This window comes from Streptomyces sp. cmx-4-9 (assembly GCF_046548835.1).
Lineage (GTDB): Bacteria > Actinomycetota > Actinomycetes > Streptomycetales > Streptomycetaceae > Streptomyces.
In genome coordinates, this window is the sequence record NZ_JAEBEE010000001.1 from 1,067,684 (window position 1) to 1,082,153 (window position 14,470).

General features: G+C 73.3%; 15 protein-coding genes. 11 read left to right on the forward strand and 4 right to left on the reverse strand.

Going from position 1 to position 14,470, the window contains the following annotated elements; translation table 11 throughout:
• Positions 1-91: 91 nt before the first annotated feature.
• Together ACLJTM_RS04970 and ACLJTM_RS04975 are read right to left on the reverse strand one after the other, a co-directional pair.
• Positions 92-1,234 carry an alpha/beta hydrolase gene (locus ACLJTM_RS04970; RefSeq protein WP_411102078.1) on the reverse strand — a complete coding sequence of 381 codons (1,143 nt, stop codon included), beginning with the start codon at positions 1,232-1,234 and terminating at the stop codon, positions 92-94.
• Between the two features lie 237 nt (positions 1,235-1,471).
• On the reverse strand, positions 1,472-1,909 hold the full coding sequence (locus ACLJTM_RS04975) for a MarR family winged helix-turn-helix transcriptional regulator (RefSeq protein WP_411102079.1): 438 nt from the start codon (positions 1,907-1,909) through the stop codon (positions 1,472-1,474).
• A 97-nt stretch (positions 1,910-2,006) separates the two neighbouring features.
• On the opposite strand from ACLJTM_RS04975, the gene ACLJTM_RS04980 reads away from it, so the two are divergent.
• The gene (locus ACLJTM_RS04980; RefSeq protein WP_411102080.1) at positions 2,007-3,050 is read left to right on the forward strand and encodes an SMP-30/gluconolactonase/LRE family protein; all 1,044 of its coding nucleotides are present in this window, start codon (positions 2,007-2,009) and stop codon (positions 3,048-3,050) included.
• 13 nt (positions 3,051-3,063) lie between these two features.
• Here ACLJTM_RS04980 and ACLJTM_RS04985 read toward each other — a convergent pair whose 3' ends face one another.
• The gene (locus ACLJTM_RS04985; RefSeq protein WP_411102081.1) at positions 3,064-4,359 is read right to left on the reverse strand and encodes an acetyl-CoA carboxylase biotin carboxylase subunit family protein; all 1,296 of its coding nucleotides are present in this window, start codon (positions 4,357-4,359) and stop codon (positions 3,064-3,066) included.
• 45 nt (positions 4,360-4,404) lie between these two features.
• On the opposite strand from ACLJTM_RS04985, the gene ACLJTM_RS04990 reads away from it, so the two are divergent.
• The 9 genes from ACLJTM_RS04990 to ACLJTM_RS05030 all read left to right on the forward strand — a co-directional run bounded on the left by ACLJTM_RS04990 (position 4,405) and on the right by ACLJTM_RS05030 (position 12,893).
• On the forward strand, positions 4,405-5,592 hold the full coding sequence (locus ACLJTM_RS04990; RefSeq protein ID WP_411102082.1) for a GNAT family N-acetyltransferase: 1,188 nt from the start codon (positions 4,405-4,407) through the stop codon (positions 5,590-5,592).
• A gap of 103 nt (positions 5,593-5,695) precedes the next feature.
• Entirely contained in the window at positions 5,696-6,916 is a 1,221-nt protein-coding gene (locus ACLJTM_RS04995; protein ID WP_411102083.1) for an MFS transporter, read from the forward strand.
• 97 nt (positions 6,917-7,013) lie between these two features.
• Positions 7,014-7,838 (forward strand): formylglycine-generating enzyme family protein, encoded by an 825-nt coding sequence (locus ACLJTM_RS05000; RefSeq protein WP_411102084.1) that lies wholly within the window; start codon positions 7,014-7,016, stop codon positions 7,836-7,838.
• A complete protein-coding gene (locus ACLJTM_RS05005; protein ID WP_411102085.1) occupies positions 7,835-8,548 on the forward strand; it encodes a formylglycine-generating enzyme family protein in 714 nt (237 codons plus the stop codon). The genes ACLJTM_RS05000 and ACLJTM_RS05005 overlap by 4 nt, the downstream gene beginning before the upstream one ends.
• Positions 8,549-8,736: 188 nt before the next feature.
• Positions 8,737-8,976: an acyl carrier protein gene (locus ACLJTM_RS05010; RefSeq protein WP_411102086.1), complete on the forward strand. Its 240-nt coding sequence runs from the start codon at positions 8,737-8,739 to the stop codon at positions 8,974-8,976.
• A gap of 86 nt (positions 8,977-9,062) precedes the next feature.
• Positions 9,063-9,323, forward strand: coding sequence for a hypothetical protein (locus ACLJTM_RS05015; protein ID WP_411102087.1), 261 nt, complete (start codon positions 9,063-9,065; stop codon positions 9,321-9,323).
• Positions 9,320-10,489: a serine hydrolase domain-containing protein gene (locus tag ACLJTM_RS05020; RefSeq protein WP_411102088.1), complete on the forward strand. Its 1,170-nt coding sequence runs from the start codon at positions 9,320-9,322 to the stop codon at positions 10,487-10,489. Before ACLJTM_RS05015 ends, ACLJTM_RS05020 begins: the two co-directional genes overlap by 4 nt.
• Positions 10,486-11,865: a cytochrome P450 gene (locus tag ACLJTM_RS05025; protein WP_411102089.1), complete on the forward strand. Its 1,380-nt coding sequence runs from the start codon at positions 10,486-10,488 to the stop codon at positions 11,863-11,865. Before ACLJTM_RS05020 ends, ACLJTM_RS05025 begins: the two co-directional genes overlap by 4 nt.
• Before the next feature lie 65 nt (positions 11,866-11,930).
• A complete protein-coding gene (locus ACLJTM_RS05030) occupies positions 11,931-12,893 on the forward strand; it encodes a hypothetical protein (protein ID WP_411102090.1) in 963 nt (320 codons plus the stop codon).
• Here ACLJTM_RS05030 and ACLJTM_RS05035 read toward each other — a convergent pair.
• A complete protein-coding gene (locus ACLJTM_RS05035) occupies positions 12,880-13,161 on the reverse strand; it encodes a hypothetical protein (RefSeq protein ID WP_411102091.1) in 282 nt (93 codons plus the stop codon). The two genes, ACLJTM_RS05030 and ACLJTM_RS05035, sit on opposite strands and share 14 nt — an antisense overlap.
• 276 nt (positions 13,162-13,437) lie before the next feature.
• On the opposite strand from ACLJTM_RS05035, the gene ACLJTM_RS05040 reads away from it, so the two are divergent.
• On the forward strand, positions 13,438-14,460 hold the full coding sequence (locus tag ACLJTM_RS05040) for a radical SAM protein (RefSeq protein WP_411102092.1): 1,023 nt from the start codon (positions 13,438-13,440) through the stop codon (positions 14,458-14,460).
• Positions 14,461-14,470 lie beyond the last annotated feature (10 nt).

Here is a 14,470-nt window from a genome sequence, read left to right on the forward strand (position 1 = left end):
GCGGGCCGGCCGGGGCCCTGCGGCGGCCGTGCAGCGGGCCCTGCCGCGGTCGGCCCGCTGCGGTCGGCCCGCTGCGGTCGGCCCGCTGCGGTCAGCCCGCTGCGGGCTGCGGGCCCTTGAGCACCTTGCTGATCCACTCCAGGGAGCCCTCCCGCATGCCCCGGACGTAGTGCCAGCCGTTGTGCTCGCCGTTCTGTATGTCGCGCACGGTCGTCCTGACGGGGCCCTTGCCGTACTGCTGTACGAATGCCGCCATCCGCTCCCGACCGGTCTCCCTGGTGCCGATCTGGAAGTTGATGTAGACCTCCGGGCCGTTGGAGTCGATCAGCTTCCGGGCGAGCTTCTCGGGGTTGTTCGCGTCCATCTCCGCCTGGTGCCCCTGCCAGAGCGGCGAGTCGGGGACGATCTCGCCGCCGCTGGCGATCACCGCCTTGAACTTGTCCGGATGCTGCAGGACCGTCTTCATCCCGACGAAGGCGCCGGAGGAGGCCCCCATGAAGGCCCAGCCGTCCCGGGACGCGTACGTGCGGAAGTTGGCCCGGGTGAAGTCCGGGACGTCCTCGGCGATCCAGGTGCCCATCCGGGGCCGGCCGGGGATGTCGGAGCCGTCGTGGTAGTTCTTGTCGTCGGGGTTGAGCACCGGCATGACCACGAGGAACGGCAGGCTGGTGCCGGCCTGGACCCCTTCGCTGATCGCCTTCTGGAGGCCGAGGCTGCGGTCGGACCAGTAGTTCGCCGGGAAGCCGTTGCCGCCGGGCAGGGCGATGAGCACCGGGAAGCCGCTCCGGGCGTACCGGGGGTCGTCGTACTCCTTGGGCGTCCACACCCACACGTCCCCCTCGAACCCGGACTTCGCACCGGCGAGGCGGGTCTTGGCGATGACCGTGCCGTCGTCGAGTCTGGCCGTCTGCCGCAGGCCCGCCTTCGGACCCGTCGGCATCAGCACGTCCGGGTCGCCGGAGGGGGAGGGTCCGGGGGCCGGGGAGGCGCCCGGGGGTCCGCTCTGCGCCGGGGCCGGCGATGGCGGGGCCGGGCTTTCCGGGGCCTTGCCGGAGCTCACCGCCCCGCCGTTGCCGGAGGACCGGTCGAGCTTCCGGACGGCGAGGCCGCCGCCGCCGAGCAGCAGGGCGAGGGCGATGGCCGCGCCGATCCACATCCGGCGCCGGGCGCGGCGGCGGGGTGCCTCGGCCGGCGGCCGGCCCGTGGGCTCCGGGCGCTGCAGGTACTCGTGCACGAACTTCGCTCCGAACGGTCGCGCCTGCCCGGGGGCAGGACAGATGGGCTCCCCTGGTCCTGACGCTCCGATGGCCCGCGCCGTTCCGGGACCGGGACCGGGCCTGGGGGGGGAAGTGTCACCGGCGGCGGAACGGACGGGCGGGCGCGCGCGACGGGCGGGCGCGCGCGACGGGCGGCCCCAGAGGCCGGCGGCTCGGCGGCAGCGGCCCCAGCGGCCGGCGGCTCGGCAGCGGGCTCAGCGCTGCGTGTCGAGCACCTCCGCACACCGTCCCAGCAGCCGGACCAGCTCCGCGCGCTCCTGCGCGGTGAAGGCCGCGGCGAGCGCCCGCTCCACGCGCACGGCGCCGGCGTCCGCCAGTTCCATCACCGAGCGGCCCTCCTCGGTGAGCCGGGTCTCCAGCACATTGCGGTGCAGCTCGTGGGGGGTCCGCTCGATGAGGCCCCGCTCCTGGAGGTTCTTCAGCACGGTGTTCATGGTCGGCGGGGTCACCCCGCACAGCCGCGCGAGGGCGGCGGCGGAGATCCCCGGCTTCTGCGCCAGCCAGAGCAGCGCGGCGTACTGAGGAACCGTTACTGCCGCCGGCTTGCACGCGGCGTTCTTCGCCGCGAGGAGCGCCTGCTCGGCGCGCTTGAGGTGCGAGCCGATGCGCTCTTCGGGGGCCATGGAGGTCATGGCCGCATCCTACGGCTCTTGCAGACATGAGAGCTCTCACCTACATTCGAGTTCACATGATCGGTAGAGCACACCCGAGGGGCGGAAGACGCACACCATGACGGAAGCGAATCTGCACGAGAACCGGAACGCCACCCAGAGCACCGGAGGTCCGGCGGGCCGGCGCGTCCGGCGGCGGTGGCCGGCCCCCGCCGCGCTCCTGGGCCTGGCCGCCGTCCTCACGGTGGCGGCGGCCCCGGCGCAGCCCGCGGACGCCCGGATATCCACGGCCTTCTCCCTGCCCGGCGCCCGGGTCTACCCGGAGGGCATCGCCACCGACCCGCGGACCGCGACGGCGTACGTCGGCTCGTACGCGGACGGGACCGTCTACCGGGCGCGGCCCGGCCGGCGCACGGCCGAGGTGTTCCTGCCCGCCGGGACCGACGGCCGCCGCACGGCGAACGGCCTGCGGGTCGATGCCCGGGGACGCCTGTGGGTGACCGACTCCACGGCCGGGGTCTGCGTCTACGACGCGGCCACCGGGGCGCGGTCGGCCTGCTTCGCGGTGGCCGGCGACGCCCCCCGCTTCGTCAACGACCTGACGGTCACCCCGGACGGCACCGCCTACCTGACCGACAGCGTCCGCGGGGTGCTCTACCGCGTGACCCCGGCCCAGCTGGCCGCCGGCGGGGGCGTGCTGACCGAGGCGTACGACCTGTCCCCGCAGCTGCGCCCCCGGCCCGCGGGCGCCTTCAGCCTCAACGGGATCACCTCGGACCGGGCGGGCCGCTACCTGCTGACCGTCGACATGACGGCCGGCGACCTGTACCGCGTCGACCTGCGCAGCGGGGCGGTCCGGCGCGTGGAGCTGGCCGGCGGAGACCTGCTGGCCGCCGACGGCCTCGACCTCTCCCCCGACGGCACCCTTCGGGTCGCACACAACGTCAGCAACACCCTGACCCGCTGGCAGGTCGGCGCGGACGGCATGCGCGCCCGGCTGGTCCGCCGGGTCGTGGACCCGTCGCTGCAGATCCCGACCACCCTCAGCCACCTGCCGGGCCGGACGCTGGTGGTCCGCTCCCAGTTCGACAAGGGCGGCCCCCTGTCCCCCGGCACCGGCACCCCGACCGGCTTCACGGTGGCCTCGGTCCGGGGGCTGTGAGCGCCCCGTCGGCCTACGGCGCCGCGGCCTCCCCCTCGGCCCCCTCCATCACGAAGATCTCGGCAGCCAGCCGGGCCGCGATGTCCAGGTGGGCGTCCTTGGGGACGGAGGCCGGCTCGGCGCCCGGCCAGTAGCACTCGACGTATCCCTCGCGGTCGAGGTAGTTGGCCTGCTCGGCCCGGGAGACGGTGCCGGGGGCCGCGTACACCTCGTACGAGGTGACCGCCGCGTCGACCCGGGCGACCGGGCGGACCGCGGCGACCGTGCCGGGCGGGGCCTTGAGGACGGCGATGGCGGCGAGGCCGGCGGGCTGCGGCCGGGGGATGTCCTGGAGCCGGTCCAGATAGGACAGGACGTGCAGCTCGTAGGGGGAGATCCCGAGCGCCCGCTCGACCAGGTCGATGATCCCGTCGCCGGCGGTCCGTGCGCCGACCTCCATGAGCTGCGGCTCCCGGCCCTCCTCCAGCCGGATCTCCACGTGGGCCACCCCGCGGTCCAGGCCGATCGCCTCGCAGGCGCGGACGGCGAGGTCCCGGACGTCGGAGCGGTCCGCGTAGGTGCTGGGGACCCGGTGCCCGACCTCCGCGAAGTAGGGCTGCGGACCGTGGGACTTGTCGGTCACGGCCAGCACCGTCGTCACGCCCCGGTGGGTGAGCACCTCCACAGAGACCTCGTCGACGAGCGGGCAGAACTCCTCGACCTGGATGCCGCGGTTCTTCACCGTGAACGTCGCCGTGGCGTCGATGGTGCGGCGCACCGAGGCGTGGGCCTCGGCGATCTCCTCCTGCGTACGGACCAGGCGCACGCCGAGACTGCCGCCGAACGCCGAGGGCTTGACCACGCAGGGCAGGCCGACCTCGGCGACGGCCGCGTACGCGGCGTCGAGGTCGTCGGCCTGCACGTAGCGCGGGGTGGCCACGCCCGCCGCCAGGAGGCGGTCCTTCATCCGGTTCTTGTTGATCCCGGAGTCCTCGATGGCCTGGCGGGAGAGGAAGGGGAGGCCGTAGTGGTCGGCGATCAGCCGGCCGGGCACCAGCCCGGGGTCGATGAAGGGGACGACGCCCGCGGGCCGCATCCCCGTCTCCTTCTCGAAGTCGAGGACCAGCCGCAGCGCCGTGTCCGGGTCGCTGAAATCACCGGTGAGGACGTGGTCGAAGAATTTGGCCGCGCGGGCGTCCACCGACCTGGCGATGGTGACGAGGGGTCCGTCGAAGACCCGCAGGGCGGCGACGACCGCCCGTTCACGCAGGGCCATGGTCGCCCCGAAGACGAGCAGGTACTGGCGATTCTCCGTAACCGGTGATCTCATGGAACGTAGCCTAGGACAGCACGACACGCCTTTGTAGACGGCCAGTTGGACGAACTCGTAGGGGAGCTGCGCGCCATGGGGGCCACCCGTCATTTCACCGATCCGCTGGGTGGGCTCACCGATGCGCAGTGGGGGGAGCTCGCCGGCGGGCGGTTCTACTCCTCCGCGTTCTGGCTGCGCCTGGTGGCCCTGGAACCGGGCATGGTGTCCGGCGCCGTCCACGTGGACCTGCCCGGCGGCGGCCGGGCCGCCGTGCCGGTGGCGGCCACGGACGGCGGTTCCAATCCGCACCTGCGCTGGCACGAGCAGCTCACCGGGCGGGGCCTGCCGAGCCCGCCGGCCGCAGGCGTGCTCGTGGGGCAGCGCCGCGGCTACCTGGCGCACCTGCTGGCCACCCCGGGCGCGGACCGGGCCGCCGCGGCCGGCGCCCTGCTCGACGCCGTCCGCGCGCTGCCCGACCCCCTCGGCCCGTCCGGCGCGCCGACCGGCCCGGCCCGCGTCGCGATGTACCTGACCACCCCCGACGCGCTGGCCCTGCGCGAGGCCGGGGCGAAGACCCTGCCGGTGGCGCTGACCGCGGACGCCTGGCTGGAGATCCCGCCGGGCGGCTGGGAGGACTGGCTGGAGTCGCTGGGCTCCCAGCACCGGCGCCAGCGGGTGCGCCGGGAGGTGCGTGCGTTCGAGGAGGCCGGCTACCGGGTCGAGCACCGGATCCTGCGGGACGCCTACGAGGACGTGGGCCGGCTGGCCGCGCGGACCGAGCAGCGGTACGGCATCGACGGCAGCGCCGAGGCCTACGTCGAGGCCTTCCGCAAGCACGCCGAACTGGCCGGTGACCGGGCCGAGGTGCTGCTGTGCTCGGTCGGCGACGAGCCCGCGGTGGGCTGCTGCCTCTACGTGCGCGACGGGGACACGGTGTACCTGCGGGCGGTCGGCTTCGACTACGAGCGGCTGCGGGGTGCGGCCGAATACTTCAACCTGGCCTACTACCTGCCCGCCCGGATGCCCGGAGTGCGGTGGCTGCACGCCGGGATCGCCACGCCCGACGGGAAGGCGATGCGCGGCGCGGAACTGCGGCCGCTGTGGCTGGTCGACCTGACTCCCGGCAGTCCGCTGGAGGGCTGCGACGAGCAGGTGCGGGCGCACAACGCGGCGTTCCGCGACGGACTGGCCGCCTCCTCGCCGGCGGTGGCGCGGGCCGTGGGAACCGAGGAGTGGAAGGCCTTCTGCTGAGCCCGCGCGGGCCGGGGCCGCCGATCCGCACCTGCCCTCAACTCACATGCCATTTAAGGGAATTGAGGGACCCGCGAGTACGCCGGAGGGCTAGCATGATCGTATGACGACGGTGCTGCCCGAGAAGCGATGGTTCGGTCCGCTCACCCACCGCAACTTCCGGCGCTTCTACATCGGTCACAGCCTCTCCCTGTTCGGCACCGGCATGGAACGGGTGGCCGTCGCCTTCGCCGTGCTCGCCGCCGGCGGGTCCACCTCCGACCTGGGCCTGGTGATCGCCGCCGGGGTCACCGTCAACGTGCTGTGCCTGCTCGCGGGCGGGGTCGTCGCCGACCGCTTCGGCCGCCGCACGGTCATGCTGGTCAGCGACACCGTGCGGTTCCTGGCGGAGGGCACCTTCGCCGCCCTGGTGCTGTTCGGCCACCCCTCGGTGTGGACGATGCTGGCGCTGGTCGCCGTGCAGAACGCGGGCACCGGCTTCTTCACCCCCGCGATGGCCGGGCTCACCCCCGACATCGTCCCGGCACAGGACCTCCAGCGGGCCAATGTGCTGATCGGCGTCGCCAAGGACGTCGGCGTGGTCCTGGGGCCGGCCCTGGCCGGCCTCCTGGTGGTGACGACCAGCCCCGGCCTGGTGCTCGCCCTCGACGCGGGCACCTACCTGGCCAGCGTGGTCGCGGTCGCCCTCGTGAAGGTCCCGCCCTACGTCAAGCGGACCGCCCGCTCCCCGCTGGGCGACCTGAAGGACGGGTACGCGGCCTGGCGCGGGCAGACCTGGATCTGGCTCACCAGCATCACCTTCGCCCTGTTCAACGCACTGCTCTACGCGCCCTTCCTGGTGCTGGGCCCGGTGGTCTCGGAGGAGCGGCTCGGCGGCGGGAGCGCCTGGGGCCTGATCCTCGCGGCGCTGGGGGCCGGCTCGATCCTCTTCGCCCCCGTCCTGCTGCGCTGGTCGCCCGGGCGTCCGCTGGTGGTGATCGTCCTGGCCCAGGCGGCCTGGGCGGCGCCGGTGCTGTGCCTGGCGGTGTCGGCTCCGCTGCCGTTCACCGCGGCGGCCGCATTCGCCGGCGGGGCGGCCCTCGCGGTCTTCAACGCCCTGTGGACCACCCTGCTGCAGACCCGGGTGCAGAGCGAGCTGATCGCCCGGGTGTCCTCCTTCGACGCGGTGTGCTCGTACTCCCTCTCCCCGCTGGGGCTGGTGGCGGCGGCCGCCGTGGCCCAGGCGACGGGCACCGGGGCGGTGCTGTGGGCCGCAGTGCTCTGGCAGGTGGCGAGCTCCGCGGCGCTGCTCCTGCTGCCCGCGGTGCGGCGGGTCACCGCCTGACCGGCCTTGTCGCCCGCACCGCCCGGAGCTAGGTTGGGCGGCATCCGGCGTAGAACGCAAGTGCCGTGCCACACGGGGGTGTTGGTTGAAAAGTAGCGTGCAGCAGCGGAACTTCTCGATGGTGGACTTCGCGGGCGGCCGGGTCGTGGTCGGCTCCCCGGACCGGACCTCCAAGGAACGGCCGCCGCACGAGGTGGAGCTCGACGCCTACCGGCTCGGCGACCGCTGCGTCAGCGCCGGGGACTTCCATGCCTTCCTGCTCGACGCACCGGGCGACGTGGACCACACCCTGATCGACTGCATCGACCCGTGCTTCGTCACCAGCAGGGCCGGCGGTTTCGCACTGCGGCCCGGCACCGCGGACTTCCCGATGATCCAGATCAGCTTCTGGGGGGCCGCGGCCTACTGCAACTGGCTGTCCCGGAGCGAGGGCCTGGCCCCGGTGTACCTCCTCGGCTCCCGCGGGGCCGACCCCGATGCCGACGGGTACCGGCTGCCCACCGAGGCCGAGTGGGAGGCCGCGTGCCGCATCGGCCACCCGTCGGGAGCGGCGCCCGGACCCGACGCCTGCAATTCCGCCGACGCGGGCCCGGCCTGCCGGGCCCTGCGGGCCGGGGAGGCGCTGGCGGGGAACTTCCTTCCGGGGCAGCCCGGCCCGGTACCGGTGGGCAGCCTGCCCGCGGACGCCGCAGGCCTCCACGAGATGCTGGGCAACGTCCGCGAGTGGTGCCACGACCGGTTCGGCCCGTACGGGGCGCAGCCGGCCCGCAACCCCCGCGGGGCGCAGCGGGGTTCGTTCCGCGTGGTGCGCGGCGGCTCCTTCGCCGATCCCGCCGCCTCCCTCGGGCCCGACAGCCGGATGGCGGCGTACGAGGACACCAAGTGCGAGGTCTACGGCTTCCGGGTGGTGCGGCCGCGATGACCTCCCCCTCGGACGGGCTGCCCGAGCTGGCCCCGGTCCCCCCGGGCGCCCTGCCCGCCGCCGCCTTCCCGGACGGGCCCGCGCGGACCGGCGGCTTCCGGCTGGCCGTGCTGCCGACGACGGCCGGCCAGTACTGGCGCTACCTCCTCGACCGGGGCCTGCACGAGGGTCCCGCCCCGCACCTGCACGGCTTCCCGACCGGCGCCGGCACAGGACTGCGCACCACCGCCACGGGTGGTGTGGCCCTCGACGAGCCGCTGGCCGGGCTGCCGGCCACCGGGGTGACCTGGCACGGCGCGGTCGCCTACTGCGCGTGGCTGACCGGGTGGGCGGGGGCTCGGGTCCGGCTGCCCTCGGCCGTCGAGTGGCAGTACGCGGCCGGCGGGCCCGAGGGGCTGCGCTGGTCCCTCGGCGACGCGTTCGACCGCGCCGTGTACGCCCCGGAGGCGAGCGGTCCGCGCCCGGTCGGCTGCACCCCGCCGAACGCGTTCGGGCTGCGGGACATGACCGGGAACGTCTTCGAGTGGTGCGCCGACTCCCTGCAGGCCCCGGACGGCGGCGCCCCGGTGGCGCTCGGCTCGCGCGTGCTCAAGGGGGGCGCGTACACGGTGCGCAATCCGGAGAGCTTCGAGAACGCCACCTCCTTCACGGCCGACGAGTGGAGCACGGTGCCGTACATCGGATTCCGCGTTCTGGCCGAATCGACCTGAACTGTCCCTGCGCGCAAGGGATTTGTGTGCTGCGGCGCACCGGAAATCATTGTGGCCCCCCTGGTCCGCTGGGATACTGGCCGGGCCGAGGGGCGCGGTTCCCGACCCGGTGGCCGGGGGCCGCAGGACCGATTCGCGACATGGCGGGGGTATGCGGGATGAGCAGCGCCGAAACAACGGATTCAGCCGTGTCCGAGCGGCTCGTGGACGTACTGACGACCCATCTGAACGGCGTCCCCGCGGACGTGGACTGGGACACCGTCCCGCTCGCCGACCTGGGTCTCGACTCGATGTCCGCGATCGAGCTCGTCATCACCATCGAGGACGCCTTCGGCGTGCAGTTCCGCGACGAGCTCCTGGTCCGCGAGACCTTCGCGACCTTCGCGTCCCTGGAGGGCGCCGTACGCGGGATGGTCCGCCCGGACTGACCCCGCTCCGCCCGACCGCCCGTCGTGACCCAGACCGCCGGCGGCCCATCGGCGCCGGCTGCCGACCGATCAGAGATGGCAGCGCCATGAGTGCGGACGTCCCGTCCTTCGAAGATTTTGTCCGGCCCCTGCTCGGGGACACCGTCGACCCCCTCCTCGCCACCACCCCGCTGGGCCGCCTCAAGGCCGGTGACTACGCCGTCCTGGCCTGGCTCGACGACGTCCAGTCGCGCTGCCCCGCGCACGTGGAGGCGGAACTGGTCGCCCAGTGGGACACCGCGTCGCCGCGCGACGTCTACGCCCTGGTGCACGCCGATGCCGAGACCCCTGGAGTGCAGCCCTCATGACGGTGACCGTCCCCGCGAACCCCGCCCTGAACTCCGTACGGCGGCTCTTCGACGCGGAGATCGAGCGCGGCCTGGAGAGCGGTGTGCAGCTCTCCGTGTCCTACCGCGGCGAGGTCGTGGACCTCGCCGTCGGCGACAACGGCAGCGGTGCGCCGATGGCCCTCGACACGTACGTGCCCTGGACCTGCTCCTCCAAGCCGCTCGGCGCGATCGCCTTCGCCCGTGCCTGGGAGAGCGGCGCGGTCGAACTCGACACCCCGGTCTGCAAGGTGCTGCCGGAGTTCACAGGCGGCGGCAAGGAGGGGGTGCGGGTCCGCGATCTGCTCACCCACACCACGGGCATGCCCGACCCGATGCTGTCCGTCGACGCCGGGGGCGCCGACACCGCCTCCTGGGCGGACATCGACGCCCTCGTCTGGGCGGTCATCTGCGCCACGCCCACCGAGACCCTGCCCGGCGCGGCGATGTCCTACAACCCGATCACCAACTGGTTCGTGCTGGACCGGCTGCTGGCCGCCGTGCACGGCACGGCGTCCGGCGACAGCCACCGCGAGCTGTTCTCCCTCCTCGGCATCGGCGCCGTCCTCGGCGCCCCGTCCCTGCCCGCCGACCGGCTGGCGGCAGCGGGCACCACCGAGGACGGGGACGCGGGCCTGGAGGCCATGCGGCTGGCGAGCGCACTGCCCCTGCCCGGAGCGGGCGTGTGGGGGCCCGTACGGGACCTGCGGGTCGTCGGGGACGTGCTGCTGGCGGGCGGGATGCACCAGGGCGTCCCGCTGATCGGGCAGGCGAGCACCGAGGCGCTGACCGCCACCCACTGGCCCGGTTCGCCCTACCGGTCGATCTGCGACACCGACTTCCCCTACGGCCTCGGCGTCATGACCCTGCCGTCCGTCTTCGGGCGGCGCTGCTCGGCCCGGACCTTCGGGCACGCCGGCGGGAACACCTCCACCCTGCTCGTGGACCCGCTGTTCGACCTGGTGGTCGCCGTCTACTGGAACGGCCGCCTCGACGACGTCAAGACCTTCGCCCGCCGCTACGCGCTGGTCCGCGCCCTCTACGACGACCTGGGCCTGCCACGCCTGCCGGTCGGCCGCGCCGCCCGCCTGCCGGGCGGCCCCGGCCCGGACCTCGGCCCGGACGACGACGGCCGGGGCCCGGCATGACGGCCGTCCGGCCCGGCCCCGCGATCAGCCGCCTGCCGGGCCCCTCGGGGCTCGGCCAGGCCCGCTACCTCAAGGGGTTCCTGGGCCGGCCTTACGAGGCACTGCTCGACATGCAGCGCCGCTACGGGCCGGTCTGCCGGTTCGGCTTCGGCAGCCAGCAGTACGTGCTCCTGTTCGGGGCCGAGGCCAACCAGCTGCTGCTCACCGACCCGCCCGCCCGTCCCCGGTTCCTCTCCCGGGACGTCCTGACCCTGCTGATCCCCGTGGTGGGCAGCCGGGCGATGGTGGTCAGCGACGGCGAGGACCACCGGCGCCGGCGCTCGCTGGTGCGGCCCGCCTTCGTCCGCAAGCGCATCGAGGGCTACGTGCCGGTCATGGTGGAGGAGATCCACCGCATGATCGACGGCTGGACCCCGGGCGGCGTCGCCGACGGTTTCACCGACATGCGCTCGTGCATCCGCCGGATCGCCATCCGCTCCCTCTTCGGGGACCGGCTGGAGGCGCACACCGACGAGATCGGACGGGAGCTGGAGACGGCCCTGCGCTACATCAACCGCTCGCCGTTCCTGCGCTTCGACCACGACCTGCCGGGCACCGCCTTCCGCCGCGCGATGGCGGCCCGCGCACGGGTGGACCGGCATGTGCGCGCCGAGATCGACAAGCGCCGCGCCGAGCCCGAGGACCGCGGCGACGTACTGGACGCGCTGCTCGCCTCGTACGACCACGAGGGGGACGGCGACCAGCTCGCCGACCTGGAGGTGCGCGACCAGGTCATCAGCCTGATCGCCTCCGGGTACGACTCCAGCAGCTCCGCGGCCGGCTGGGCGCTGTACGCGCTCCTCGGCAACCCGGACGTCTTCGACCGGGTCCGCCGGGAGGTCGAGGAGGTCGCCGGCGACCAGCCGCTGACCGCGCAGCACCTGGGGGCGATGACGTACGTGGGGTGGACGGTCTCCGAGATCCTGCGCCTGTTCACCCCCGGGGTGCTGACCGGCCGGACCTCGGTGGAGGACTTCGCGTTCGCCGGGCACACCGTCCCGGCCGGGGCGAAGGTGCTCTACTCCCAGTACGTCACCCACCGCATGCCCGAACTGTGGGACGAGCCACTGGCCTTCCGCCCGGAGCGCTGGGACGCCTCGGCCCCCGGCTACCGCGAACCGGTCCCCTACAGCTTCGTGCCGTTCGGCGGCGGCTACCGGCGCTGCATCGGCTACGCCTTCGCGGAGCTGGAGCTGCGCGCCCTGATCGCGGAACTGGCGCGCCGCACCGACCTCGCCCTCGTCGGGGGCCCGGTGCGGCCGACCGGCATCGCCACGATGTGGCCCAAGGGCGGCGTCCCCGTCTCGGTGCGTGCCGTACGGCCCCCCGCCGGCTGAACCCGCCGGTCCGACGAACGCCGCGGCCCCGGCCGCGGCCTGGAACCCAAGGAGTACGTGTCCCGGTGGCAGACGCAGCCTGGCCGCAGTCGTTGAGCTTCATCGTCCCGCCGCACTCCGAGAGCTTCGGCCTCGGCGGCCGGATGGCCGCCAAGTCCTATCTGGAGCGCCTGGAGTCCTATCTCGCCGCCGCCGAACAGGCGGGCGTCACGGGCGCGTTCGTCTATGACTTCCCCGTCGCGATGGACCCGTGGCTGGCCGCCTTCGACGTCCTTGCGCACTCCACGGTGCTGGAGCCCGTCGTCGCGGTCCGGCCGCACCAGGAGAGCCCCGAGTCGGTGGCGCGGCGGGCCGCGGACCTGCACTACCGGTTCGGCCGGCCCACGCACGTCAATGTCGTGGCCGGGGCGACGCGGCCCGCCCGCTCGGCCGGCGACCTCCTCGACAAGAGCGCCGCCCGGCAGGAGCTGGCTGCTTTCGCGGCCGGGGTGCGGGCCGAGCTGGACCGGCGGATCCGGCCCGACGAGGGTCGCCCGCTCGTGGTGACGCCGTCGTCGGGGACGCCCGGCCGGGTGCCCGCGGACGGCGTGCTGATGATGGCCCGGCCGCGGCCGGCACTGGCCGGGGACATCGCGCGGGTGCGGGCCGAGCAGCAGGTCGAGCGGATCACGATGCTGGTGGGCCTGGTCGTGCGGGACACCGAGGAGGAGGCCTGGGCGGCGGCCGCCGCGCTGTACGCGCCCGACCGGCGCCAGGAGGTCGCGGGGCGGATGTTCATGTCCCAGGTGGTCTCCAGCGAGCACCACGCCAGCTACGCGCTGGCCCAGGAGCGGGAGGTCCACGACGAGCTGCTCTGGTACGGGGCCCCGATGCGCGGGATCGACGCGCCGAAGCTGGTCGGCTCGGTGGCGCAGGTGGCGCGGTGGCTGCGCTCCTGCCGCGGCCTCGGGGTGAGCGACCTGATCGTGGACCTGGTCCCCGATCCGGACGAGTACCGGTGGGCCGCGCAGGTGCTCAGGAGGACCTGACGCGCCGGCCCGGACCGACGCTGCGGATCAGGCCGACGGCGAGCGACGTGGGGCTGGCGAAGGTCGACGGGACGTCGAGGTCGGGTGCCAGTTCGACGTCGAGGGCCTCCTCGACGGCGGCGACCAGCTGGTCGAGGGCCGGTGCGCTGCCGGCGGGGAGGGTCAGCAGGTCGGTGGCGGGCCCGACGGCCGCGCCGGGCGGCAGGAGGCGCCGGAGGGCGGTGAGGACCACGCCCAGCACGAAGGGGAGCACGGCGTCTTCGGTCACGACGCGATTGAACACCGGCCGCTCCCGCCCGGCAAGGGCCGTACCAGCGAAGGAAGTTGACGCGAGTCCTCCAACTACCCTGTTCCATAAGTCAATTGACGGGAAGTCATGCGTCGTGCAGGCTGCGGGGGACGACGGCCGGCCCCTGCGTCCGGCCCGTGGAACGAGCCTTGCGCGGGTTCGACGGCCGCCCATAAGCTCGATTGACTCGTGCCAGATCCCAATCCTGCGGTTGATCCAACGAGGGGGTGCGTCTTGTCTTTCAAGTCGCTGGAAATGAGCAAGACCGGTGTCGGTCGATTGCGCGCCATCGAGATCGGCGTGACGTCCAAGTGCAACTTCCGCTGTTCCTACTGCGGCGCCTACGATCTCCTCGAACGCAGGATCCTGTCCCTCGACGAGGTGAAGTCGACCATCGACTCCCTCCCGGACCTGGAGCGGGTCAAGCTCTCCGGCGGTGAGGTGCTGCTTGAGTTCGACCTCTGCGAGAGCATCGTCGCCTACTGCACCGAAAAGGGTATCCACACCCAGATCAATTCCAATGGAACGGTCCTCACCGACGAGAAGTTCGACCGCCTCGAAGCGGCCGGACTGGGCGTCCTGCACTTCTCCCTGAACCATGTGGACGCGGCGAGCCACTCCGCCTTCTACAAGGTCACCGAGAAGATGTTCCCGAAGATCGTCAAAGCGATCACCCGGTCCGTCGCCTCCCCGGTGATCGACACCGTCGTCGAGACGATCCTCTTCGACGAGACCCGGGCGAGCATGGCGCAGGTGCACCGGTTCGCGGCCGACCTGGGCGTGCGCAAGCACGAGATCCAGATGGAGATCCCGGGGGTCCACCAGGGCTACGAGAACACCCTCGCCACCGAGGCCGTCGCCGACGCCATCATCGACCTCGTCTCCTCCCGCGACCCGCGCACCACCATCTTCTTCAGCTGCCTGTCGGCGTACTTCAAGCCCGGCAGCGAGCCGTGGAAGCGCCTCCAGCCCCTGCTGCGCGACCCCGGGGTGATCTACGCCAGCTGCATCGAGGGCAAGGCGCAGCTGCACCTGCACTCCAACGGCGACGTGATGATCTGCGAACTCGGGGCGCCCGAGGTGATCGGCAACATCTTCGAGATGCCGCTGCTCACCATGTACGAGGAGAGCCCGAAGCTGAAGGAGTTCGTGCAGAGCAAGCACGAGGACGAGACCTTCTCCTGCTTCCGCCACCTGGACGCCCAGGGCCCCAAGCCCGGCAAAGCCTCGGTCACCCTGCTGCCCATGCCCCAGCTGATGGTCCCGCCGAAGGCGTGAGCGCAGTCCG

Excerpts from the sequence above, each read along its gene's own strand:
- ACLJTM_RS04975 (WP_411102079.1), bottom strand. The coding sequence starts at position 1,909 with ATGACCTCCATGGCCCCCGAAGAGCGCATCGGCTCGCACCTCAAGCGC.
- ACLJTM_RS04980 (WP_411102080.1), top strand. The coding sequence starts at position 2,007 with ATGACGGAAGCGAATCTGCACGAGAACCGGAACGCCACCCAGAGCACC.
- ACLJTM_RS04985 (WP_411102081.1), bottom strand. The coding sequence starts at position 4,359 with ATGAGATCACCGGTTACGGAGAATCGCCAGTACCTGCTCGTCTTCGGG.
- ACLJTM_RS04995 (WP_411102083.1), top strand. The coding sequence starts at position 5,696 with ATGACGACGGTGCTGCCCGAGAAGCGATGGTTCGGTCCGCTCACCCAC.
- ACLJTM_RS05005 (WP_411102085.1), top strand. The coding sequence starts at position 7,835 with ATGACCTCCCCCTCGGACGGGCTGCCCGAGCTGGCCCCGGTCCCCCCG.
- ACLJTM_RS05015 (WP_411102087.1), top strand. The coding sequence starts at position 9,063 with ATGAGTGCGGACGTCCCGTCCTTCGAAGATTTTGTCCGGCCCCTGCTC.
- ACLJTM_RS05020 (WP_411102088.1), top strand. The coding sequence starts at position 9,320 with ATGACGGTGACCGTCCCCGCGAACCCCGCCCTGAACTCCGTACGGCGG.
- ACLJTM_RS05025 (WP_411102089.1), top strand. The coding sequence starts at position 10,486 with ATGACGGCCGTCCGGCCCGGCCCCGCGATCAGCCGCCTGCCGGGCCCC.
- ACLJTM_RS05040 (WP_411102092.1), top strand. The coding sequence starts at position 13,438 with ATGAGCAAGACCGGTGTCGGTCGATTGCGCGCCATCGAGATCGGCGTG.